The following is a 22,480-nucleotide window of genomic DNA, read 5'->3' as shown; positions in this document are numbered from 1 at the left end:
CGAGGACGGGTTTTTTGTTCGGCTGCGGAAGAATTACTTCTTCTCTGCATCGCCTTCCGGTTGCTCGGCTGCAGCGGCTTCGTCGGAAGCTTTGCCGGCCGGGACAGCGGCGGTAGCGATCGTCGGGTTCTCTTCGCCGCCGTGCTGGACAGCCGAGACGCCTTTCGGCAGCTTGATGTCAGCCAGGTGGATCGAGTGGCCGACGTCCAGGTTTGCCAGGTCGACTTCGACGTATTCCGGCAGGTCGCCAGGCAGGCAGCTGACGTCCAGTTCGGAAGTCACGTGGCTGATGATGCCGCCCGACAGTTTGACTGCCGGCGAGATTTCAGCGTTGACGAAGTGCAGCGGCACCTTGACGTGGATCTTCTGGGTAGCGTCGACGCGTTGGAAATCGACGTGCAGCACCAGTTGTTTGTAAGCGTGCATCTGGAAATCGCGCAGCAGCACTTTTTCTGCCTTGCCGTCCACTTCGAGGTCGAGAATCGACGAGTGGAACGCTTCTTTTTTCAATGCGTGGTACAGCGCATTGTGGTCGAGCGAGACGTTCAGCGGGGCAGCGGTGCCACCGTAGATGATACCAGGGGTCATGCCTGCAATACGCTGGCGGCGGCTCGCTCCGGTCCCCAGCTCTTTGCGTGCGAATGCAACTACTTTCATGATAGAGCTCCAATAGTGCAGAACACGGGTGTTCTGCGGTTAAATCCCCCGCGACCAGGGGATTTTGAAAAGAATGCGGCCGGAGCCGCATTCGGTTCGGATGTCCGGCGATGCCGTTTCATCCGCCACCCGCGCCATCGGCACGGGGTAAAACATTCTTGCTGTCTTTAGTCGGCGAACAGCGACATGACCGAATCGCCCTTCGTGATGCGCTTGAAGGTTTCGGCCAGCAGCGGCGCGCAGGTCAGCACGCGAATCTTCGGGCAGGCACGGGCCGCGTCGCTCAGCGGAATCGTGTCCGTCACGACCAGCTCGTCCAGCGGCGACGTCGTGATGCGTTCGATTGCCGGGCCGGACAGCACCGGGTGCGTGCAATACGCGATGACTTTCTTCGCGCCGCGTTCCTTCAATACTTCTGCAGCCTTCGTCAGCGTGCCGGCGGTATCGACCATGTCGTCCATGATCACGCAGTTGCGGCCTTCGACTTCGCCGATGATGTTCATCACTTCCGACACGTTCGCCTTCGGGCGGCGCTTGTCGATGATGGCCAGATCGCAGTTCAGGCGCTTGGCCAGTGCTCGTGCGCGCACCACGCCGCCGACGTCCGGCGACACGACCAGCAGGTCTTCGTAATCCTTTGCCACCAGATCGCTCAGCAGAACCGGCGATGCGTAGATGTTGTCGACCGGAATATCGAAGAAGCCCTGAATCTGATCGGCATGCAGATCCATGATCAGCACGCGTTCGACGCCGGCTTCCTGCAGCATGTTGGCGACGACTTTTGCCGAAATTGCCACACGCGCAGAACGTGGGCGGCGATCCTGGCGTGCGTAACCGTAGTACGGGATCGCAGCGGTAATGCGGCCGGCCGACGCGCGCTTCAATGCATCGACCATCAACATGATTTCCATCAGGTTGTCATTGGTCGGCGCGCAGGTCGATTGCAGCACGAAGACATCCTTGCCGCGCACGTTCTCGTTGATCTCGACGACGATTTCACCGTCGGAGAATTTCGAGACCACGGCCTTGCCGAGCGGAATGCCGAGTTGTTCGGTAACTCCCAATGCCAGATCCGGATTTGCGTTGCCGGTAAAAACCATCAGGTTCTCGAGTGCCATGGGGATTCCTGCTTGCAGTGGACTGTGTCGTGAAAAGGGTGAAGCCGCCAAAACCTGACTATGAAAAAGTCTTGTTATTGGCGGCTCGCACTTGTGCTTCTTACTCTTGGTACTGCCTGATTGAATGGCAGGGGAACAAGGATTCGAACCTTGGAATGCCGGAATCAAAATCCGGTGCCTTAACCGACTTGGCGATTCCCCTACACAACCTTTTTGTCTGCCGTTCTCTTCGCTTTGCAGCGGCGGAGATCGTCAAACGAATCCGGTGTTACGACTGCAGCAAGTGCGCCAGCGGATGTTGCGGGAGCGCTCTGGCTTTCCAGGCTTTCCACTTGGCGGGCATGGATGCCAGCACCGTATCAGCCTGTTGTTCTTCCATGAAGGGGCAGAACACGCATGCACCAGAACCGGTCATCCTTGCTTCCCCGTATTGCTTCAGCCATTCGATGGCGTCGGCGACCGGCGGAAACAGCTTTGCGGCCACGACTTGCAGGTCGTTTTTTCCGAAGCCGAAAGGCGTCTCAGAAAAGTCCGATATTGTGACGGGTTTTGTATCCCGTGTCAAACCTGTTGCAGAAAATATCTGCTGTGTCGGCACGCCGATGCCGGGTTCGATGACGACGTACCAGCAATCCGGTGTTGCCACTTCGATCAATTCCTCGCCGACGCCCTCCGCGAAGGCGTTGCGGCCGAACAGGAAGAACGGTACGTCGGCGCCCAGTTGCAATCCCAATGCCATCAATTCGCGGCGCGTCAGGCCGGCCTGCCACAGATGATTCAGCGCCAGCAGTGTGGTGGCGGCATCCGAGGAACCGCCGCCGAGTCCGCCGCCCATCGGCAACTGCTTCTCGACAGAAATATCGGCGCCGGGCCTGCCGTCGATATGGCGACCGGAGTGTCGTTGCTGCACGGCCTGCTGCAGCAGGCGCGCGGCGCGCACGACCAGATCGCTTTCCTCCGGTACGCCGGGCAGGTCGCTGGTGCGGTGGATGCGGCCGTCGTCGCGCGTGGCGAAATGCAGCGTATCGCCGCGATCGATCAACTGGAAAACGGTCTGCAGCAGGTGATAGCCGTCGGCACGCCGGCCGGTCACGTGCAGGAACAGGTTCAGCTTGGCTGGTGCGGGGCAGTCGTTCAGTGCAGGCATGGAAACATGATGAGGCGTGATGGGTAAGCGCGGTCCGGATCAGTGCGTCTGCCAGTTGTCGATGACGATGCGGATGGAAACGTTGCCGGCCTGTTCCGTTTCACGTTCGAGATCGAGGCGCCGCGGGTGGGTGTCGGCCGGATCGCTTTCGTCCCAACTGACGTAATGCAGGCGCCAGCCATCGTCGGTGGTGACGCTGTTGGCGTTCGGCGAGGCGATGAAACGCTTGCCGTTTGCATCGGTGGCGTATCCCTGCAGCCAGTTGCGCAAGCCGGCGACAGGTAGCGGCCAGCCCAGCGATTGCGCCGCCAGCGCGTCGACATCGGATGCTGTGCGTGGTGCCTTGCCGGATTCCGTCAGGGTGGCGCTGCCGGGTTCGACCGTGATCGTGGCCAGTGTTTGCCCGAGCGGCGACAGCAGCGTGATCGCATTGCGCTGCGCGGTCTGGCGCCACGTGAAGCTGCCGTGCAGCGCTTCATCCTGATTGTTGCGCTGATACTGAACGGACAGGCGGCCGTCCAGGTCGAGCGTGTTGCGATAACGGTGTGGCGTCGTGGCCTGTGCCGTGACGTCGGTATCGGTGCGCGGCGCAAGTTCTGCGCAGCCCGCCATCAGCAGTATCGGCAGCGCGAGCGTGGCAATGCCAAATGGTGAACGCAGGCGGAGAAGATTCGTCATTGTGTCGATGTCGGAAAGAGCAGTTAATAGGGTAATTGGGTAATTAATTAACCAGGATAGTCAGGCAGTTGCCAATGCAGTCGCAATGAAAAAAGGCGGCAGTCAATCTTGATTGCCGCCTTTTTTGTATTGGCGCGATTTTGCGATCTACAGATCGACGCGCAGGCGTGCCAGCGTGCTTTTCAGCAGATCGTTCAGCGGGTCTTTCTGGCTGGCGTCGCGCCAGAATTGTTGAGCGCTATCCTTGTCGCCTCTGGTCCACAGCACTTCGCCCAGATGCACGCCGATTTCGACGTCAGGCCGGATCGCATAGGCGCGGCGCAGGTAATCTTCAGCCTGCTGCAGATTGCCGAGGCGGAATTGCACCCAGCCCATGCTGTCGAGGATGAAAGGATCTTCCGGTGCCAGTTCCAGTGCCTTTTCGATCAGCGAATACGCTTCCTTCAGGCGGATGTTGCGGTCGGCCAGTGAATAGCCGAGGGCGTTGTAGGCATGCTGGTTCTGCGGGGCGAGCTGGATGACCTTGCGCAGCAGCGTTTCCATCAGGTCCATGCGATCGGCTTTTTCCGCCAGCATCGCGTAGTCGTACAGCAGGCTGGTGTCCTGCGGGAAGCGTTTCTCGCCGGCGGCCATCACGGCCAGCGCTTCCTGCATGCGGCCGGCATCGCGCAGCAATTGCGCTTCGACGACGATGACCTGTATCTGTTCGCGCTGTCCTTCCGGCGACAGATGTGCCAGCAGATTGCGTGCGCCGTCCATGTCGCCGCTTTCCGCCATGATTTGCGCGCTGCGCAACTGCGCTTCCATATAGGCCGGGCCGGGGTCGACCTGCGACAGCCATTTCAGCGCTTCCGGGTATGCCTTGCGGTCTTCGGCGATCTGCGCCAGGATCAGCAGCGCCTGCGCCGGGTCGCGCGTTTCGTCGGGCGTTTTTTCCAGTTGCGCCAGATAGGCGGTCAGATATTTTTCGGCCATCGCGCGGTCGTTCATCTGCGCGCCGAGAATGCCCATCGCATACAGAATGGTCAGGTCGTTCGGTTTTTCCTGAAGCAGCGTGTCGAGCTGCTTGTGCGCCGTGTCGTACTGCTTGTCGTCGATCAGCAGCTTGGCGTAGGCAATGCGTACGTCGCGCGCCTTCGGATGCGTATCGAGATACGACGACAGGTATTGCAGCGCATCGTCGCGATTCGTCATTGTCTGCGCCACCATCAGCGCGGCGATTTCGAGATCGGGCTTGATCTTCAGTGCCTGTTCCGCTTCGAGGCGGGCGCGTACCGGTTCCTTGTTGGAATAGGCGCTCTGCGCCAGTGCCAGATGGCTTTCCACCAGATCGGGATAGGGCTCGACCAGTTCTTCCAGCAGCGCAAACGCGGCTTCCTTGTCCTGCGAATTGGCGAGCAGGCGCTGCACCTGCAGGATCATCAGGCCACGTGCCTGCGGCCGTACTTCCTTCAGGCGTGCGGCGAGGATGGGTTTGGCTTCGTCCAGATTGTTGCCCAGCACGGACAGGCCCAGATAGAACTGGTTGGCCTCGTCGGAATTCGGTGCCAGTTCGCGCCACAGGCGGACGGCGGACAGTGCTTCGTTGGGACGCTTGACGCTCAATGCGATTTCGGCGGCGCGATGTGCAAGACGAGGATCGCGCGTCTGCTGCGCGGTCGTCATCATCGTGACATAGCCGAGCTGCCAGTCGCCGCGCTGCAGCGCAAACTCGCCGCGCAGGATCTTGTACATCAATTCATCGGTCAGTTCGAGCGACGGCAGGCCGGCTTCTTCCTTGTTGTCGGCATCGTCCTTGCCAGCAGCTTGCGCGCCATCCGATTTCGCCGGATTCGGCGACGTATCGTGATCTGGAGCGGCAACGGCGGATACGGAAAGAAAGGCGGACAGCGTTACAATGACGAGTGCATTTTTCAATTGAAGAAGCCCAGACTGATAGCAGATTTTCCATTCTACGCTGAACCGCCCGGCGATGCGTATCGCGCATATGCGGGAGGCGTGTCGGGTGCGCGTGCCGCCCGGTTGTGATCGATATTGCCGCTATCGTTTTTTCGTCTTTCCCAGAATTGCGTTCCCATGCCTGAATTGCCTGAAGTCGAAGTCACGCGCCGCGGTGTTGCACCGTATCTGGAGGGGCGGATTGTCGGCAATGTGACACTGCGTCATACGGGCCTGCGCTGGCCGTTTCCGCCGGAGCTGCCGCGTATCCTGACCGGCCGTACGGTGCGCGGCACGGGGCGGCGCGGCAAGTACCTGCTGGTTCGTTTCGACCACGGTACGCTGATCATCCATCTCGGCATGTCGGGGCATATTCGCATCCTGCCGCAGGACGTGCCGCCGCAGAAACACGATCATTTCGACATGCAGATCGGCGGCCAGGTGCTGCGGCTGACCGATCCGCGTCGCTTCGGCGCCGTGCTGTGGCATGCGGCCGAGGATGGCGACGTCGAGAATCATCTGCTGCTGCGCGCATTGGGTGTGGAGCCGCTGGAAGAAAAATTCACAGCGCAACTGCTGCATAGTCAGACGCGGGCCCGCACGGCGGCGATCAAGCAGGTGTTGCTGGCCGGCGACATCGTGGTCGGCGTCGGCAACATCTATGCATCGGAAAGCCTGTTCCGCGCGCGCATCAATCCGAAGACGCCGGCGCACCGCATCAGCCTTGCGCGGTACGAGCGGCTGGCACAGGCGATTCGCGAAGTGCTGGCCGAAGCCATCGCGCAGGGAGGCAGCACGCTGAAGGATTTCATTTCGGTCAACGGCCAGTCCGGCTATTTCCAGCAAAGCTATTTCGTCTATGCGCGCACTGGCGAGCCTTGCCGAATTTGCAATGCGCCGATACGTCAACTGGTGCAAGGGCAGCGTTCGACCTTTTATTGCGCAAATTGTCAAAAATGACGGCCGGTGCTAGTGTCCCGTTACTATGGATTGCGATCGGCGACCCTGGTCGCATCGCTGGCCGTACCTGCAGACGGTAATGACGAGACAAGAACAAGAACGGCAGCAATAAAAACGACAACAATAAAACGACGTTAACAATAACGGCAATGCGCCGCTTGAAGCGAGGTTCATGTGAGCAATCTGGTGCAGAAATTTCAGGAATACGGCAGCTGGCGCGACAACGTGCGGCAGGCGCTCGAACGCTATCGCGATTGCGTGCAGGAATTCGAACTGTCCGATGCCGCCAGCGAACAGCGCATCCAGCATGCGTTGACGCGCCTGAACGAAGACAAGCTGTCGATTGCCTTCGTCGCCGAATTCTCGCGCGGCAAATCTGAACTGATCAACGCGATCTTCTTCGCCGATTACGGCCAGCGCATCCTGCCGACGTCGGCAGGCCGCACGACGATGTGCCCGACCGAACTGCTGTACGACGAAACCTTTCCGCCGTCGATCCGTCTGCTGCCGATCGAGACGCGTGCCGAGGCGCAATCGACCAGCGACTACAAATCGCAAAGCCAGGTATGGACCGTGCTGCCGCTGGATACCGCGAGCGGTGACGGCATGCTGGAAGCGTTCAAGCAGGTCGGTTTGACCAAGCGCGTGCCGGTCGCCGAAGCGGCGCAGTACGGCCTGTACGACGAAGACGATCCTGACATGGCGCTGGCGGTCGATGAAGACGGTACGGTCGAAATCTCGCGCTGGCGGCATGCGATCGTCAACTTCCCGCATCCGTTGCTGAAGCAGGGGCTGGTGATCGTCGATACGCCGGGGCTGAACGCGATCGGCACCGAGCCGGAGCTGACGCTGAACCTGATTCCGAACGCGCACGCGGTGCTGTTCATCCTTGCTGCCGATACCGGTGTGACGAAGAGCGACATCGAAATCTGGCGCGACCACATCGGCGGCACCGGCGCCGGCCGTCTCGTCGTGCTGAACAAGATCGACAGCATGTGGGATGAATTGCGTTCCGAGGATGAAGTTGAACGCCAGATCGCGATGCAGGTCGCAAGCGTGGCGCAGACGCTGGAACTGACCGAGCGCCAGATATTTCCCGTCTCCGCGCAGAAGGGGCTGGTCGGCAAGATCAACGACGATGCGCCCTTGCTGGAAAAGAGCCGCCTGCCGGTGCTGGAAAATGCGCTGTCGAGCCGCCTGATCCCTGCCAAGCAGGACATCATCCGCTCGCAACTGCTGGCAGAGGTTGCCGAACTGGCGGCATCCAGTCATGCACTGCTGTCGTCGCGTTCGCGCAATGTCGTCGAGCAGTTGATGGAACTCAAGAGCCTGCGCGGCAAGAACCAGAACATTCTCGAGCACATGATGAAGCGCATCGACATGGAAAAGCGCGAATTCGACGGCAGCCTGTTCAAGCTGCAGGCGACGCGTGCAGTGTTTGCGCGGCTGTCGACCGAGGTGTTCACCAGCCTCGGCATGGGCGTGCTGAAGCAAAACGTTCGCGTCACGCGCGATGCGATGGAAAACAGCAAGTTCACGGCCGGCCTGCGTCAGGCCGTGCGCGAATTCTTCGAACAGGTGCAGGACAGTCTGAAGCAGTCGTCGCAGAAGACCGAAGAGATTGGCGAGATGATGTCGGTGATGTACCGCAAGTTCTCGACCGAGCATGGCCTCGCACTGGCGACGCCGATGCCGTTCACGCTGGAAAAGTACATGAAGGAAGTCGCGATGATCGAACGGCTGTATCACAAGCAGTTCGGTGCGGCGGCCGTGCTGACGACGCCGCAGGTCGTGCTGATGCAGAAGTTCTTCGATTCGATCGCATCGCGCGTCAAGCAGACGCTGCTGCAGGCGAACCGCGATGTCGAAGCGTGGCTGAAGGTCGTGATGGCGCCGCTGGAGGCGCAGATCGGCGAGCACAAGCTGCAATTGAAGCGTCGCAAGAAATCGATCGAAAAGATCCATGTCGCTACCGACAGCCTGGAAGAAAAGCTGCTGTCGTTCGAGCAGATGCAGATGGACATGGACATGCAGCGCGCGCAGCTGACGCGGCTGGAAAACGACCTGAAGGCTGCCGTTTCGGCGCCGCTCGGCACGATGAGGGCTGCGGCGTAGATGAAACGTGTAGTGGAGCGGGAAGGTGCGGCTGCATCGTTCCGCAAGCAGGTCAGGAAGACTTCAGAGGTTGTTGCACACGAAGCAGATCCGGGATTTTCCCGCGATGTGATCGACTGGCAGAAACGCCACGGTCGTCACGCGTTGCCGTGGCAGAACACGCGCGATGCCTATCGCGTCTGGCTGTCCGAGATCATGCTGCAGCAGACGCAGGTGTCGGCCGTCATTCCCTACTATCTGCGCTTTCTCGAAACTTTCCCCACGGTGCAATCGCTGGCTGCCGCGCTGCCCGAGCAGGTGATGGCACTCTGGAGCGGGCTCGGCTACTACTCGCGTGCGCGCAATCTGCACAAGTGCGCGCAGACGGTGGTCGCCGAATATGGCGGCGTGTTTCCGCACGATCCGGCGCTGCTGGAGCAGTTGCCCGGCATCGGCCGTTCGACGGCGGCGGCGATCGCTGCCTTTTCATACGGTGCGCGTGCCGCCATCCTGGACGGCAACGTCAAGCGCGTGTTCGCGCGTGTGTTCGGCATCGATCGCTTCCCTGGCGAGAAGGCAGTGGAAAACGATCTATGGCAACGCGCGGCCGTGCTCCTGCCGGAGCAGGATATCGAATCCTACACGCAGGGTTTGATGGACCTTGGCGCGACGCTCTGCACGCGCAGCAGCCCGGCCTGCCAGCGCTGTCCGCTTGCGCATCGCTGCGTGGCGTTCGCGACAGGACGCACGGCGGAACTGCCGGTGCGCAAGCCCAAGCAGAAAGTGCCGGAGAAGGAAACGGCGATGCTGGTGATCTGCCACCAAGACCGCGTGCTGCTGGAACAGCGGCCGGACAGCGGCATCTGGGGCGGATTGCTGTCGTTGCCGGAAGTGCCGGCGGATGAAAACGGAATCGATGCCGATCGTGCAGTTGCGCGTTTCGGCACGGCGGCACAGATGCAGAAGCTGGCGCCGTTCTCTCACGTCTTCACGCATTTCAAGCTGCACGTTTCCCCTTGGCGTATCGATCTGGCGCAGCGTCTGCTGGTCGTTGCGGAAGGCGAGCACGTCTGGCTGCCGGTAGATGATGTGCAAAATGCGCCATTGCCGGCGCCGGTCAAGAAACTGTTGCTGGCAGTGTTCGCCGCCGAACCCGATCTGCTGTCTTGAGGATGTCGGCTGCTCTATGATGCGTTCAGATGATGCGGTGTTGCAGCAGATATTGATGGATGATTTCCAGCCTGTTCTGCGGATCGGGTAGTTCCAGCAGTTTCTGTCGTGCTTTCAACGGAATCGGCAGTACTTCGCTCCAGCGGTTGGCGACCCAGCCGGCATCGTCCAGTCGCAGGTCAGGCGGAAAGGGATCGTCGAAATCCTCGTCCCTTTCTTCATCCATTGTTTCTTCATCCGGTTTTGTGCGGCTGCCGTTGCGCAGATCCGCGATGACCAATCCAAGCGTCGCGGCACAGGCTTCGTGCTTTTGCGTGACGGGCGACGGTGCATCGGGCGCGATCAGCTCGATGCGCGCTTCCAGATGCTGATCCTTGTGCACGCGCGTTTCGATGATACGAAACCGCTGCCCGCCTTGCGTGCGCAGCATCAGCAGTCCCAGTTGTTCCGCATCCCATTCCTTGATGTGCGCCAGGCAGCCGACGTCTTCCGGTTCGGCGGCGACGCCGACTTCCTTGCCCGAGCGGATCAGCACGGCACCGAAGGGAATTTCGCGTCGCATGCAATCGCGCACCATGTCGATGTAGCGGGTTTCGAAAACCTTCAGCGGCAGAATCCCGTCGGGAAACAGCACGGCGTGCAGGGGAAACAGCGGCAGCCAGGTCGGGATGTCAGGCATGGCGGATGAAAAGTTGGGCGACGTGCGGCGATGGCATGCCGCATTGCGTTCGACGAAAATGCCGGCTTGCGGCCGGCATGTGATTGGAGTGTGTGGCGGCTGTCAAGTTCGCGCAGTCGGGTTCGCTTGATAAGGTTTCTCAATCAAGCTCGCGATGGCGCAGCAGCACGTGTTCGGTAGGCCGGAAATGCGCGGCCAGCCGTTCGACGAAATAGACGGAGCGATGCTGGCCGCCGGTGCAGCCGATGGCCACCGTCAGGTAACCGCGATTGTCCTTCTTGAAGGCGGGCAGCCATTTATCGACGAAGCCGCGGATGTCGGCCAGCAGTTCGACCGCGTCCGGCTGTGCGGCGAGGAATTCCTGCACCGGTGCGTCGCGGCCGGTCAGCGGACGCAATGCTTCGTCGTAATGCGGATTGGGCAGCGTGCGCACGTCGAACACCAGATCGGCATCCAGCGGTACGCCGAACTTGAAGGCGAACGATTCGAACAGCAGCGTCAATGGCGCATGGCCGGTATCGGCAAAGGCCTTGATCCAGGCGCGCAGCTTGTTGGCGCGCATGCCGGAAGTATCGACGACGTGGCTGATTTCCTCGATGCCGGCCAGCATTTCGCGTTCTTCGCGTATGCATTCGGTCAGCGTGCGGCGTTCGGTTGCGTTGTCGCTGACGTAGCTGCGATGCGACAGCGGATGGCTGCGGCGCGTTTCGGAAAAGCGCGCGATCAGCGAATCGGTCTTTGCTGTGAGGAACAGAACCTTGACGTCATGCCCCTGGTTGCGCAGCCATTCGAGGTCGGCAGGCAGGCCGATCAGCGAACGCGCGCTGCGCGCATCCATCGATACGGCAAGCATGTCGCCGCCTTCTTCCTGACGGGCGGTGACCAGCGCGCGCAGCAATGGCGGCGGGAGATTGTCGACGCAGAAGTAGCCGGCATCTTCGAGCGCCTTCAGCCCGACCGATTTGCCGGAGCCAGAGATACCGGTGATGAGAATGATGCGCATGGCGGCCATGATACCGCAAGCATGGAATGCCGTCGGACGATGAATGGCCTGACGGCCTGCAATATGGAAACCGGAAACCGTGGTTGAAGTCGGTGATGGCCGACTTGGGATGGACGCCGGTGGCTGCTGTTTGGCGCTGGCTTGCGTTAACTATGGCGGCTGATTATTGCCGCCGATCAGCGCAGCCAATGTACATCCGCGATGTGCACCTGATTACTCGTCGCTTTCCATTGCCTTTTGCTGGCGCACGATGAAATCCTTCAGCGTATCGATGCCGCGCATCTGCAGAATGGTATTGCGCACGGCGGCTTCCAGCAGCACCGCGATGTTACGGCCGGCTTCGACCGGAATCACGACCTTGCGGATAGTCAGACCGAGAATTTCTTCCGACTGCGAAGACACCGGCAGGCGCTCGTAGTTTTCTTCCAGCGTCTTGCGGCGAACCAGATGCGCGATCAGGTTCAGCCGCATCTTGCGGCGCACGGCGGTCTCGCCGAAGATGGTGCGGATGTCGAGCAGGCCGAGGCCGCGCACTTCCAGCAGGTTCTGCAGCAGCGGCGGGCAGCGGCCTTCGATCATGTTCGGCGCGATGCGCGCGAACTCGACGGCGTCATCTGCCACCAGGCCGTGACTGCGCGAAATCAGTTCAAGGCCGAGTTCGCTCTTGCCGAGGCCCGATTCGCCGGTGATCAGCACGCCCACGCCCAGCACATCCATGAAGACGCCGTGCATCGTGATGCGCTGCGCGAGCTTCTTCGACAGGTAGACGCGCAGATAGTCGATGACCTGCGCTGCCGGCAGCGGCGTGGAGAACAGCGGAATGTTCTTCTGGTCGCAGATCGTCATGATGTCGGCCGGCGTTTCCAGGCCCTGCGCAATGATGACGGCCGGCGGCTGGCCGGCGATCAGTTCGGCCGTGTGATAGGCGCGTGCGCCCGGCGACAGCCGTTCGTAGTATTCGGTTTCCTGATGGCCGAAGACCTGGATACGGCCCGGATGGATCAGATTCAGGTGGCCGACCTGGTCGGCGGCCGAGGTGGCGTCGCCGGAGATCAGGCGCTCGCCGCCGGGAAAGCCTGCGAACCAGCCAAGCTGCAGCGATTCGCGATTGTCGTCGTAGATTTGCTGGATCGAGAGCGGGGTCGGTAGAGGCATGGGCATCTGCGCCTTGCGGCGCGGGAATCAGTCTGCGCCTTGCAGACTGGGTTGCCAGGTGATCAGGCGAGCATGCACGGCGGATGCATCGGTGGCGGTCGCCAGCATCGTGCGGAAGCTTTCGTCGGAAAACATTTCTGCCAGTTCGGACAGAATTTCCAGGTGCTGCTGCGTGACGTGATCCGGAATCAGCAGGAAAATCAGCAGGCTGACCGGCTGGCTGTCCGGCGATTCGAACGGGATCGGCTGCGCCAGGCGCACAAAGGCAGCCAGCGGCGCTTTCAGGCCCTTGATGCGTCCGTGCGGAACCGCGACGCCATGGCCGAGACCGGTGGAGCCGAGGCGCTCGCGGGCGAACAGATTGTCGGAAACGTCGGAGCGGGCGATGCCGCAGTTGTTCTCAAAAATCAGGCCGACCTGTTCGAATGTACGCTTTTTGCTGGAGACGTCGAGATCGAGCACGACATTGGCAGGGGGAAGAATCTGACTTAGATGGTTCATTGATGCAATGCACAAAAAAGGACTCTGCGAGGAATTATAGGCTTATTTTTTCCGATCAGGTCCGAAACGGGCGGGATGACCGGAAAGCCGGGGCGAATTGTTGTTCGTTGGATGCGTTTTGTTAAAAACCACACACGGATTGCTGTGGCGGCTTGACGTTTGCGATGCCGGATGCTTGCGGCGGCCGGTATCGCAAATATCAATATGCAAACGTTCATTGCCGTGCGTTGCGAATGTTCGACGGCGGCTGGCCGGTGCTGAAATTGCTGCGCCAGGGATTGATGTCGAGTCCGCCGCGGCGCGTGTAGCGTGCATAGACGGCCAGTTTCTGCGGCCGGCACTGGCGCAGCACGTCCATGAAGATGCGCTCGACGCATTGTTCGTGGAATTCGTTGTGCTCGCGAAAGCCGATCAGGTAGCGCAGCAGGCCTTCGTGGTCGATCGGCGCGCCGACGTAACGAATCTGCACGCTGGCCCAGTCGGGCTGGCCGGTGACCAGGCAGTTCGATTTCAGCAGATGCGACACCAGCGTTTCCTCGATCGGCGCTTCTTCGTGGTTGGCGCGCAGCACGGTGGCGTCCGGCTGGTAGCTGTCGACTTCGATGTCGAGGCGATCCAGCGGCATGCCGTCCAGTTCGCCCATCGTCACCTTGCCGAAGCCGTCCGGCGTCGTCAGCGTGATCTGCACCGGTGCGCCGAAACCGTTCGACAGGTCGGCGCGCAGCAGTTCCAGCAATGCTTCGGTGCCGCCGAGCTTGGTCTGGTTGAACGAGTTCAGGTAGAGCTTCAGCGATTTGGATTCGACGATGCTAGGCGAATCGGCCGGCACCATGAAGCGCGCGATCGCCACCTGCGGCTTGCCGCGCATGTTCAGCCACGACAGTTCGTAGGCGTTCCAGATATCCATGCCGAAGAAGGGCAGTGTGCCGGCGAGGCCGAGTTCGTCGCGTTTTTGCTGGCGCGGAATCGAAAAAAGCAGCGACGGATCGTATTGCGCGCAATAGACGGTGGGTTTGCCGAGCGGCGAAGACGAAGGGGAAGAATCAGTCATGGGGAAATGTTGTCCGAAGTGCATGCCGTCGATGACGGCGCAGGTGCGATTTTAAAACGTATCGGTAAAGCGTATCGGACGACGCCATCGACGCGAGGACTTGAGGTCAACCGTCGATTGCCGACATCGCATGTGCGATATCGCTGGCGCTGTCCGGGCGGACCAGGCGGGAAACTTCCACGCCGTCCTTCATGAAGACTAGCGTCGGCCACAGCTTGATGCGGAACGAGCGCCCCAGCCGCCGGCGCGGGCCGTCTTCAATCTTGATGTGCCGCAGGCCGGGGTGCGCGTCGAACGCATCGGACAGCAGCGGTTGCGCGCGCAGGCAATGCGGGCACCACGGCGCGCCGAATTCGATGACCGTGGCGTCCGGCAGCGCATCGATCGTCTCGCGTGCCGGTTCGATGTTCGCGTAAGTGTGATTCATGGCCATGCTGTTTCCCTGCTTCAGTGTGCCGTCACGCTTCGGGTGCCTGATGATGCTCGGGCGACAGCGGCAGCGTGACGGTGAAGACCGTACCGTTGTCCGGATTGCTTTGCACTGCGATTGCGCCGTTGTGCGCTTCGACCAGCTGGCGTGAAATGTACAGCCCGAGCCCGAGCCCCGCCGACACGCTGTTGCCGGCGCCGCGCTCGAACGGTTCGAAGATGCGCGCCTGATCTGCCGGCGAAATGCCTGGCCCCCGATCCTTCACATAAAAGCGCGCGCTGTTGGCTGTCTTGACGAGGTTGATCTCGATCGGCTTCTTCTGGCCGTAACGGATCGCATTGGTCAGCAGGTTGACGATCACCTGTTCGATGCGGAATTCGTCCCACAGGCCATGCACATGTTCGTAGGCGTTCAGCGTAATCGTGGTGCCGGCGGAAGCGGCCTGCGCGGTCAAATCGCCGACGATACGCGCCAGCAGGCCGGACAGTTCGGTCTCCGTCGGTCGGATCGACAGTTTGCCGCTGCGCATGCGCGAGACGTCGAGCATGTCGTCGATCAGCCGGATCATGCTCTGGATCTGGCGGCCGTCGCGCGCGACCATCTTTTCCAGGCGCTCCGTATTGAAGGTGGCGATGTCGCCGCGTTCCAGCTGCATCTTGCGCATCTGCGTTTCGAGAAACAGCGTGTTGAGCGGTGTGCGTAATTCGTGCGCGACTACCGACATGAATTCGTCGCGCATGTGCACGGCATTCTGCAGACGCTTCTGCGTCACGTGCAGTTCGCGCATCAGGATTTCCTGTTCCTGCCGGCTTTTTTCCAGAGCGGTGACCTGGCGGCGAATCTCGTTGCGTTGCTGATAAAGATCGACGAAAACATTGACCTTGCTTTGCACGGCGTAATAGTCGAGCGGCTTGTACAGAAAATCGACGGCACCGCTTTCATAGCCCTTGAAGGCATAGTTCAGTTCGCGGCCGGCTGCGCTGACGAAGACGATCGGAATGTGGCGGGTCTTCTCCGTGCCGCGCATCAGTTCGGCCAGTTCGAAGCCATCCATGCCGGGCATCTGCACGTCGAGAATGGCAAGCGCGAATTCATGTTCGAGCATCAGTGTCAGTGCTTCCTCGCCGGAACGGGCTTCGTGGATTTCCCGGTCGTCGTGGCGGATCAGTGCATGCAGCGCGCGCAGGTTTTCCGGCAGATCGTCGACGATCAGCAGCTTGGTGCGTTCTTCAGGTGGCATGGCGGTGGTCCAGTGTCAAAAGCAGAGTGCGAATGTCACGCAATTTCAGGATGCCGTCCGGTATGCACAGATCGAGCGCGGCGGCCGGCATCGTGGCCACTTGCGCTTCGGATGGGTCCTGCACGATCGTCATGCCGCCGCGTTGCTGTATTCGGCACAGTCCGGCGGCACCGTCATCATTGGCGCCGGTCAACAGGATGCCGAGCAGGTTGGTGCCGTAGGCGTCGGCTGCGGATTCCATCAGGATATCGATCGACGGTCGCGAGAAGCGCAGCGGCGGCTCGCAGCTCAACGAAAAGCTGCGATCCGCCTCAATGGACAGATGGTAGCCTGAACCTGCGAAGTAGACGGTGCTGGCGGCGATCGCTTCCTTGTCCGCCGCTTCGCGTACCGGCATGTCCAGCCGCAGCGCAAAGATGTTTGCCAGCAGGCTGTCGCGTTCGTCCGGCAAGTGCAGCACGACGACGATGGGCAAGGGATAATCCGCCGGCAAGCCGGGCAGCAGTTCCAGCAACGCATCGATGCCGCCGGCAGAACCGCCGATGACGATCGCTTCGATGGTATGGCCCGGATCGCGCGGAGTCATCTCGATTCGCCGTTCAGAGTTTGCGGAATATCCGCTCCTTGCGGATGAGCGGTTCGAAGCTGCCGGCATAGGCCGAGAAATCGATGCTTTCCTTGCTGCCCAGTCCGAGAAACCCACGATGGCACAGCGATTCGTGGAACAAGCCGAAGGCACGATCCTGCAGAGTCTTGTTGAAGTAGATCAGTACGTTGCGGCAGGAGATCAGTTGGGTTTCGGCGAACACGCTGTCGGTCGCCAGACTGTGGTCGGCGAAGGTGATGTTCTCGATCAGCGAGCGATCGAACAGCGCAGCGTCATAGGCGGCAGTGTAGTAATCGGAAAATGCACGCGTGCCGCCCGCCTTCTGATAGTTGGCAGTGTAGGTTTTCAGGTGTTCGAGCGCGAATACGCCCTTGCGCGCCTTGTCCAGCGATTCGGGATTGATGTCGGTGGCATAGAGGATGGTACGGTCCAGCAGGTCTTCCTCCTTCAGCAGGATCGCCATCGAATAGACTTCCTCGCCGGTGCTGCAGCCGGCAATCCAGATCTTCAGCGACGGATAGGTCTTCAGGAAGGGAACGACTTCGCGCCGCAATGCCAGGAAGTATTCCGGATCGCGAAACATCTGGCTGACCGGAATTGTCAGGTATTGCAGCAATTGCATGAAGATGCCGGGATCGTGCAGTATTTTTTCCTGCAGCGCGGAAATCGTCGGGCAGTTCAACTGGCGCAATGCATGCAGCACGCGCCGCTTCTGCGACGTGCCGGCATAGTCGCGGAAATCGTAGCTGTACTTCAGATAGATCGCCTCCATCAGCAGGCGCAATTCGATATCGACGTTGGCAATGTTCCGGTGCGGCATGTCAGATGCGTTCCATGTTCGGCATCCAGACGCGCAGCAGCGAATACAGACGATCCAGATGTACGGGCTTGGCGAGGTAGTCGTTGGCGCCGGCGCGCATGCATTGTTCCTGGTCGTCCTTCATCGCCTTCGCGGTGATGGCGATGATCGGCAGTTGCGTGAAGCGGGCATTGGCGCGGATGCGGCGTGTTGCTTCCAGGCCGTCCATGCCCGGCATCATCACGTCCATCAGCACCAGATCGATGTCGTCGCCGGAAACGTCCAGCTTGTCCAGCGCTTCGAAGCCGTTGCGCGCGACGTCCACCGACAGGCCTTTTTGCTCGAGCACGCTGGTCAGCGCAAAGATGTTGCGTACGTCGTCGTCGACCAGCAGGATGCGGCGGCCCTCGAATACGCGATCGCGATTGCGTACCGTTTTCAGCATCGTTTGCCGTTCGCTGGACAGTTCGGATTCCACCTTGTGCAGGAACAGCGTGACTTCGTCGAGCAGACGCTCCGGCGAGCGCGCCCCCTTGATGATGATGGAGCGCGAATACTTGAGCAAATCCGCCTCCTCGTCGCGCGTCAGGTTGCGACCGGTGTAGACGATGACGGGAGGAAACGAGCAGATTTCCTCGGTGGACATGTGCTGCAGCAGTTCATTGCCCTGCATGTCGGGCAGCTTCAGGTCGATGATCATGCAGTCGAAGATCGTTGCGCGCAGCAGGCGCAACGCTTCGTCGCCGCGTTCGACCGCCGTGATTTCGACGTCGCTGTCCCCGATCAGCTGCACCACGCTGTCGCGCTGGCGTTCGTCGTCCTCGACCAGCAGCACACGCTTGATCTTCTGCGTAAATTTTTCTTCCAGTTTGCGGAACACATCCATCAACTGTTCCTGCGAGGTGGGTTTGACTGCATAACCGATCGCACCCAGGTGCATGGCGGCATCGGCACGGTCGAAGGCGGACACGATATGTACCGGAATGTGGCGCGTCAGCGAATTTTCCTTCAACTGTTGCAGCACGCTGAGGCCGGAACGATCCGGCAGTTGCATGTCGAGCAGGATGGCGTCCGGTCGGCAGGCCGATGCCAGCTGCAGGCCGTCTTGTGCATCCTGGGCGACAACGCAGTGGTAATGCATCTGGTGCGCGAGGTCATACAGGATGCCGGCAAAGGCCGGATCGTCTTCGATGACCAGCACCGAGCGATCGTTGCCGCGTTCCTTGTCGCGGTCGTCGTCGAACAGCGGTACGGATGCTGCAGGCGTGCCCGTTTCCGGTTCATCGAGGTCCTCGATAGCGACGGCAGAGGTTTTGATGGAAACGGCAGGCTGTTCATTCTGCGACGGCTGCTCCTGCCAGACCGGCGGCAGCACCAGCGTGAATGTGCTGCCTTCCCCTTGTTCGCTGCAGACGTGAATGGTGCCGCCGAGCAGAACGGCAAGATCTCGCGAGATCGACAGTCCGAGGCCGGTGCCGCCGTAGCGGCGGCTGGCGGTGCCGTCGGCCTGATGGAAGGCGTCGAAGATCAATTGTTGCTGGTCGGCTGGAATGCCGATGCCGGAGTCCTGCACGGCGAAGCGCAACTGGCGATGCTCGTCCTGCGACACGTGCAGTTCCACATTGCCGCTGGTGGTGAACTTGATCGCATTCGACAACAAATTCTTCAGGATTTGCTCCAGCCGCTGGCGGTCGGTGAAAATATGCGAAGCAGTGTCTTCTGCGATCGTCATTTTGAAACCCAGCTTCTTCTGCGCGGCCAGCGGTTCGAACGTCATCTTCAATCCGTCGATCAGCTTGCGCAGCGGGATTTCTTCCGGCGCCAGTTCCAGCTTGCCGGCTTCGACTTTGGAGATATCGAGGATGTCGTTGATCAGGTTCAGCAGATCGTTGCCGGCCGAATAGATGGTCTGCGCGAATTTGACCTGTTCGTCGTTCAGATTGCCTTGCGGATTGTCGGACAGCAGCTTGGCCAGAATCAGCGAACTGTTCAGCGGCGTGCGCAGTTCGTGCGACATGTTGGCGAGGAATTCGGACTTGTAGCGGCTGGCGCGCTGCAGTTCTACGGCGCGTTCCTCCAGCTGTGTTTGCACCTGATTCAGCGCGGTGTTCTTCTGGTCCAGCAGCGCGGTCTGCGCGGAAAGCTGTTCGTTGGTCTGCTCCAGTTCGGCCTTCTGGTTTTCCAGATGCGCCTGCGATTCTTCCAGCACGCGCGATTGTTCTTCCAGTTCTTCGTTGCTGGTGCGCAGTTCTTCCTGCTGCACTTGCAGCTCTTCGTTCAACTGCTGGGTTTCGGCCAGCACATCCTGCAGCCGCTGGCGATAGCGTGCGGCTTCGATCGATACGCCGATGTTGCCCGCGACCAGCGTCAGGAACTCGATATCGCGCGGTGATGCCGTATGCAGGAATCCGAGTTCGACGACGCCGTTGATCGTACCTTCGTTGTCGACCGGCGCCACGATGATGTTGGTGGCCGCGCCATTACCGAGGCCAGAATTGACCTTCAGATAATTGCCAGGTGCGCTATCCAGATGGATCGTGCGGTTTTCGGCGGCGGCCTGGCCGACCAGGCTGTCGCGGTCATGAAAGAGGCGGCCGAACGATTCGTCTTCGTGACTGAATCCGTATGCGGCAATGCGGCGCAGCGTGCCGTCTTCCTCGCGCATGTACAGCGCGCCGATCTGTGCTTTCACGTAATGCGACAGAAAATCAAGAAGGGCGCTGCCCAATGCGGGCAATGCAAGGCGTCCGATGCTGCGTTCGGCCAGTTGCGTCTGGCCGCTGCGCAGCCATGCCTGATGTTGCAGCTTGGCCGCATGCTCCGCCTGCTCTCGCAATGCGTCGCTGTAGGTGGTCGACAGCTGCAGCAGTTCGCGCCGGCCGAGATAGGCCAGCAGGCCGCTGATGGCCAGGCTGAGGAAGACGAAGGCGGCGATGGCGATGTATGTCACCTTGCGCGCATCGTCGTTGCGCTCCTTGCGCAGCCGCTGTTCGGTCTCGAGGAAGGTTTGCATTTCCTCGCGGATCTGGTCGAACTGCACCTTGCCGATGCCTGCGTCGAGCTGGCTCCGGAAATCGCCGTTCGTGCGGCGCAGCTTGATCATTTGCTGTGCGTATTCGTCCCATTGCGCATGTAGTGCGGCGATACGATTCAAGCGGGCCACCTGTATCTGATTGTCGGCCACGCCCTCGCGCAGTTCGCCCAATTGAACGGCGAAGCGCGGCTTGCCCAGCAAATAAGGTTTGAGCGATGCGTCATCTCCGGTCAGCAGGTAGCCGCGCATGCCGGTTTCCATGTCGACGGCGAGTTTGTTGACTTCGTTGGTGGTGCCGATCACGCGTTCGCTGTGCTCGACCCACGTCATCACGGACAGCAGGTAGAGGATCAATCCGACGAAGGCCAGCGAGGTGACGAATCCCGCCACGAGCGGAACCGAGATATTGCGCATCAGGATGCGTCGGAACGCCTTCTGGTCGCCCGTGAGTACGTCGGTCATTGTTTCTCCCCTTGAATGACAGCAGCGGCGAATGCGCAGGCCGGCTCGCTGTTTCCCGCCATGCGTCATGGCATGGATGGGAATGGATGAACCGGGTGACTCTTGTCGGTGGCGCCGCGCAAACTCAGTCGCGTGGCAGAAGCAGGGGCGCAAGGATGCGACCGGCAAAGCCAAGATGCGACTGAGCGCGCATCTTAGGACGGCACTGCCGCAGCCGCAAGACTGTAAATTTTACAAAAACAACTTGTAGGCAGGATTGTCGGACTCGTCCCAGTGGCGATAACCGAGGCCGGCGAGAAAAGCGCGGAAATCCTTCATCTCTTTCTTCGGCACCTGCAAACCGACCAGAATACGGCCGACATCGCTGCCCTGGTTGCGATAGTGGAACAGGCTGATGTTCCAGTTCGGTGCCATGCTGTCGAGGAAACGCATCAGCGCGCCCGGACGTTCCGGAAATTCGAAACGGTACAGCAGTTCGTTCTGTGCCAGTTCGCTCTTGCCGCCGACCAGATGGCGGATGTGGCTCTTGGCCAGATCGTCGTGCGTCAGGTCCAGCGCCTTGAAGCCGTGCTTCTCGAAGTTCTTCGCGATCCGGGCCGATTCGTCGCGATCGGCGATCTGGATGCCGACGAACACGTGCGCCTGGCTGGCATCGCTGATGCGGTAGTTGAACTCGGTCACGTTGCGCGGGCCGATCAATTGGCAGAAGCGCTTGAAGCTGCCGCGCTCTTCCGGAATCGTCACGGCCAGCACGCCTTCGCGCGCGGTGCCCACATCGGCCATTTCGGCGACGAAGCGCAGGCGGTCGAAGTTCATGTTGGCGCCGCTGGCGATGGCGACCAGCGTGGCGTTCTTGAGCGGCCGTTTGTTCGCCTGTTCGCGTTCGATATACGCCTTGGCGCCGGCGATCGACAGCGCGCCGGACGGTTCCAGGATGCTGCGCGTATCCTGGAAGACATCCTTGATCGCGGTGCAGACCTCATCGGTCTCGACGACGATGACTTCGTCCACGTATTTCCTTGCGAGACGAAAGGTTTCCTCGCCGGCCAGCTTGACGGCAGTGCCGTCGGCGAACAGGCCGACATCCGGCAGCGTCACGCGGCGGCCGGCCTTCAGGCTGCGCGCCATCGCATCGGAATCGACGGTCTGCACGCCGATGACCTTGATTTCCGGACGCACTGCCTTGACGTAGGCGGCGATGCCGGCGATCAGGCCGCCGCCGCCGATGGGTACGAAGATCGCGTGAATGGGCCCCGCATGCTGGCGCAGGATTTCCATGCCGATCGTGCCCTGGCCGGCGATCACGTCCGGATCGTCGAACGGGTGGACGAAGGTGAGCTTGTGTTTTTTCTCCAGCGTCAGCGCGTGCTGGTAGGCATCGGAATACGAATCGCCGAACAGCACCACTTCACCGCCGCGCGCCTTGACTGCTTCGACCTTGACCGAAGGCGTGGTGGTCGGCATCACGATCACGGCGCGGCAGCCGAGCTGGGCGGCGGACAGCGCCACGCCCTGCGCATGGTTGCCGGCCGACGCGCAGATCACGCCGCGCTTGAGCTTTTCCGGCGGCAGTTGCGCCATCTTGTTGTAGGCGCCGCGCAGCTTGAAGCTGAACACGCTCTGAATATCCTCGCGCTTGAAGTAGATCTGGTTGCCGTAGCGTTTCGACAGCGTCGGCGCCAGTTCCAGCGGCGATTCCACGGCGACGTCATAGACGCGCGCGGTCAGGATTTTTTTCAGGTAGTCGGTCGTCATAA

General features: G+C 60.7%; 19 protein-coding genes and 1 tRNA gene. 3 read left to right on the top strand and 17 right to left on the bottom strand.

Annotated features, from left to right (window positions below):
- Window positions 1–33 precede the first annotated feature (33 nt).
- The 6 genes from IEV40_RS04685 to IEV40_RS04660 all read right to left on the bottom strand — a co-directional run bounded on the left by IEV40_RS04685 (window position 34) and on the right by IEV40_RS04660 (window position 5,517).
- Window positions 34–657 (bottom strand): 50S ribosomal protein L25/general stress protein Ctc, encoded by a 624-nt coding sequence (locus IEV40_RS04685; protein ID WP_188419771.1) that lies wholly within the window; start codon window positions 655–657, stop codon window positions 34–36.
- A gap of 167 nt (window positions 658–824) precedes the next feature.
- Complete coding sequence (locus tag IEV40_RS04680; RefSeq protein WP_188419770.1) at window positions 825–1,775, bottom strand: ribose-phosphate pyrophosphokinase; 951 nt, start codon at window positions 1,773–1,775, stop codon at window positions 825–827.
- Window positions 1,776–1,900: 125 nt separating this feature from the next.
- Window positions 1,901–1,977: transfer RNA gene (locus IEV40_RS04675), tRNA-Gln, on the bottom strand.
- Between the two features lie 66 nt (window positions 1,978–2,043).
- Window positions 2,044–2,922 (bottom strand): 4-(cytidine 5'-diphospho)-2-C-methyl-D-erythritol kinase, encoded by an 879-nt coding sequence (gene ispE / locus IEV40_RS04670; protein WP_188419769.1) that lies wholly within the window; start codon window positions 2,920–2,922, stop codon window positions 2,044–2,046.
- A 39-nt stretch (window positions 2,923–2,961) separates the two neighbouring features.
- Entirely contained in the window at window positions 2,962–3,600 is a 639-nt protein-coding gene (gene lolB / locus IEV40_RS04665; RefSeq protein WP_188419768.1) for a lipoprotein insertase outer membrane protein LolB, read from the bottom strand.
- Between the two features lie 147 nt (window positions 3,601–3,747).
- Entirely contained in the window at window positions 3,748–5,517 is a 1,770-nt protein-coding gene (locus IEV40_RS04660; RefSeq protein ID WP_188419767.1) for a tetratricopeptide repeat protein, read from the bottom strand.
- 159 nt (window positions 5,518–5,676) lie between these two features.
- On the opposite strand from IEV40_RS04660, the gene mutM reads away from it, so the two are divergent.
- From mutM to mutY, 3 genes are all read left to right on the top strand, one after another.
- Window positions 5,677–6,498, top strand: coding sequence for a bifunctional DNA-formamidopyrimidine glycosylase/DNA-(apurinic or apyrimidinic site) lyase (gene mutM / locus IEV40_RS04655; RefSeq protein WP_188419766.1), 822 nt, complete (start codon window positions 5,677–5,679; stop codon window positions 6,496–6,498).
- 174 nt (window positions 6,499–6,672) lie between these two features.
- Entirely contained in the window at window positions 6,673–8,613 is a 1,941-nt protein-coding gene (locus tag IEV40_RS04650; RefSeq protein WP_188419765.1) for a dynamin family protein, read from the top strand.
- Window positions 8,614–9,762, top strand: coding sequence for an A/G-specific adenine glycosylase (mutY, locus tag IEV40_RS04645; protein WP_188419764.1), 1,149 nt, complete (start codon window positions 8,614–8,616; stop codon window positions 9,760–9,762).
- Between the two features lie 25 nt (window positions 9,763–9,787).
- Here mutY and IEV40_RS04640 read toward each other — a convergent pair whose 3' ends face one another.
- The 11 genes from IEV40_RS04640 to ilvA all read right to left on the bottom strand — a co-directional run bounded on the left by IEV40_RS04640 (window position 9,788) and on the right by ilvA (window position 22,478).
- Window positions 9,788–10,441: an LON peptidase substrate-binding domain-containing protein gene (locus IEV40_RS04640; RefSeq protein ID WP_188419763.1), complete on the bottom strand. Its 654-nt coding sequence runs from the start codon at window positions 10,439–10,441 to the stop codon at window positions 9,788–9,790.
- Window positions 10,442–10,580: 139 nt separating this feature from the next.
- Window positions 10,581–11,444 carry an RNase adapter RapZ gene (gene rapZ, locus IEV40_RS04635; protein ID WP_188419762.1) on the bottom strand — a complete coding sequence of 288 codons (864 nt, stop codon included), beginning with the start codon at window positions 11,442–11,444 and terminating at the stop codon, window positions 10,581–10,583.
- Between the two features lie 213 nt (window positions 11,445–11,657).
- Window positions 11,658–12,599: an HPr(Ser) kinase/phosphatase gene (gene hprK, locus IEV40_RS04630; RefSeq protein WP_188419761.1), complete on the bottom strand. Its 942-nt coding sequence runs from the start codon at window positions 12,597–12,599 to the stop codon at window positions 11,658–11,660.
- A gap of 27 nt (window positions 12,600–12,626) precedes the next feature.
- The gene (locus IEV40_RS04625) at window positions 12,627–13,100 is read right to left on the bottom strand and encodes a PTS sugar transporter subunit IIA (protein WP_188419760.1); all 474 of its coding nucleotides are present in this window, start codon (window positions 13,098–13,100) and stop codon (window positions 12,627–12,629) included.
- A 214-nt stretch (window positions 13,101–13,314) separates the two neighbouring features.
- A complete protein-coding gene (queF, locus tag IEV40_RS04620) occupies window positions 13,315–14,151 on the bottom strand; it encodes an NADPH-dependent 7-cyano-7-deazaguanine reductase QueF (protein ID WP_188419759.1) in 837 nt (278 codons plus the stop codon).
- Between the two features lie 106 nt (window positions 14,152–14,257).
- Window positions 14,258–14,584 (bottom strand): thioredoxin family protein, encoded by a 327-nt coding sequence (locus IEV40_RS04615; RefSeq protein ID WP_188419758.1) that lies wholly within the window; start codon window positions 14,582–14,584, stop codon window positions 14,258–14,260.
- Between the two features lie 25 nt (window positions 14,585–14,609).
- The gene (locus tag IEV40_RS04610) at window positions 14,610–15,821 is read right to left on the bottom strand and encodes a hybrid sensor histidine kinase/response regulator (protein WP_188419757.1); all 1,212 of its coding nucleotides are present in this window, start codon (window positions 15,819–15,821) and stop codon (window positions 14,610–14,612) included.
- Window positions 15,811–16,407: a chemotaxis protein CheB gene (locus IEV40_RS04605; protein ID WP_188419756.1), complete on the bottom strand. Its 597-nt coding sequence runs from the start codon at window positions 16,405–16,407 to the stop codon at window positions 15,811–15,813. Before IEV40_RS04605 ends, IEV40_RS04610 begins: the two co-directional genes overlap by 11 nt.
- A gap of 13 nt (window positions 16,408–16,420) precedes the next feature.
- Complete coding sequence (locus tag IEV40_RS04600) at window positions 16,421–17,248, bottom strand: CheR family methyltransferase (RefSeq protein WP_188419755.1); 828 nt, start codon at window positions 17,246–17,248, stop codon at window positions 16,421–16,423.
- Between the two features lies 1 nt (window position 17,249).
- Window positions 17,250–20,723, bottom strand: coding sequence for a response regulator (locus IEV40_RS04595; RefSeq protein ID WP_188419754.1), 3,474 nt, complete (start codon window positions 20,721–20,723; stop codon window positions 17,250–17,252).
- A gap of 231 nt (window positions 20,724–20,954) precedes the next feature.
- A complete protein-coding gene (gene ilvA, locus IEV40_RS04590) occupies window positions 20,955–22,478 on the bottom strand; it encodes a threonine ammonia-lyase, biosynthetic (RefSeq protein WP_188419753.1) in 1,524 nt (507 codons plus the stop codon).
- Between the last annotated feature and the right edge of the window lie 2 nt (window positions 22,479–22,480).

Source organism: Oxalicibacterium solurbis (assembly GCF_014635845.1).
GTDB classification, from domain to species: domain Bacteria; phylum Pseudomonadota; class Gammaproteobacteria; order Burkholderiales; family Burkholderiaceae_D; genus Oxalicibacterium; species Oxalicibacterium solurbis.
Note: the sequence above shows the minus strand (reverse complement) of the source record. Positions and strands in the feature narration are given on the sequence as shown.

Excerpts from the sequence above, each read along its gene's own strand:
- IEV40_RS04595 (WP_188419754.1), bottom strand. The coding sequence starts at position 20,723 with ATGACCGACGTACTCACGGGCGACCAGAAGGCGTTCCGACGCATCCTG.
- IEV40_RS04615 (WP_188419758.1), bottom strand. The coding sequence starts at position 14,584 with ATGGCCATGAATCACACTTACGCGAACATCGAACCGGCACGCGAGACG.
- hprK (WP_188419761.1), bottom strand. The coding sequence starts at position 12,599 with ATGCCTCTACCGACCCCGCTCTCGATCCAGCAAATCTACGACGACAAT.
- ilvA (WP_188419753.1), bottom strand. The coding sequence starts at position 22,478 with ATGACGACCGACTACCTGAAAAAAATCCTGACCGCGCGCGTCTATGAC.
- IEV40_RS04605 (WP_188419756.1), bottom strand. The coding sequence starts at position 16,407 with ATGACTCCGCGCGATCCGGGCCATACCATCGAAGCGATCGTCATCGGC.
- lolB (WP_188419768.1), bottom strand. The coding sequence starts at position 3,600 with ATGACGAATCTTCTCCGCCTGCGTTCACCATTTGGCATTGCCACGCTC.
- IEV40_RS04600 (WP_188419755.1), bottom strand. The coding sequence starts at position 17,248 with ATGCCGCACCGGAACATTGCCAACGTCGATATCGAATTGCGCCTGCTG.
- ispE (WP_188419769.1), bottom strand. The coding sequence starts at position 2,922 with ATGCCTGCACTGAACGACTGCCCCGCACCAGCCAAGCTGAACCTGTTC.
- IEV40_RS04610 (WP_188419757.1), bottom strand. The coding sequence starts at position 15,821 with ATGCCACCTGAAGAACGCACCAAGCTGCTGATCGTCGACGATCTGCCG.
- mutM (WP_188419766.1), top strand. The coding sequence starts at position 5,677 with ATGCCTGAATTGCCTGAAGTCGAAGTCACGCGCCGCGGTGTTGCACCG.
- IEV40_RS04680 (WP_188419770.1), bottom strand. The coding sequence starts at position 1,775 with ATGGCACTCGAGAACCTGATGGTTTTTACCGGCAACGCAAATCCGGAT.
- queF (WP_188419759.1), bottom strand. The coding sequence starts at position 14,151 with ATGACTGATTCTTCCCCTTCGTCTTCGCCGCTCGGCAAACCCACCGTC.
- IEV40_RS04625 (WP_188419760.1), bottom strand. The coding sequence starts at position 13,100 with ATGAACCATCTAAGTCAGATTCTTCCCCCTGCCAATGTCGTGCTCGAT.
- mutY (WP_188419764.1), top strand. The coding sequence starts at position 8,614 with ATGAAACGTGTAGTGGAGCGGGAAGGTGCGGCTGCATCGTTCCGCAAG.
- rapZ (WP_188419762.1), bottom strand. The coding sequence starts at position 11,444 with ATGCGCATCATTCTCATCACCGGTATCTCTGGCTCCGGCAAATCGGTC.
- IEV40_RS04640 (WP_188419763.1), bottom strand. The coding sequence starts at position 10,441 with ATGCCTGACATCCCGACCTGGCTGCCGCTGTTTCCCCTGCACGCCGTG.
- IEV40_RS04685 (WP_188419771.1), bottom strand. The coding sequence starts at position 657 with ATGAAAGTAGTTGCATTCGCACGCAAAGAGCTGGGGACCGGAGCGAGC.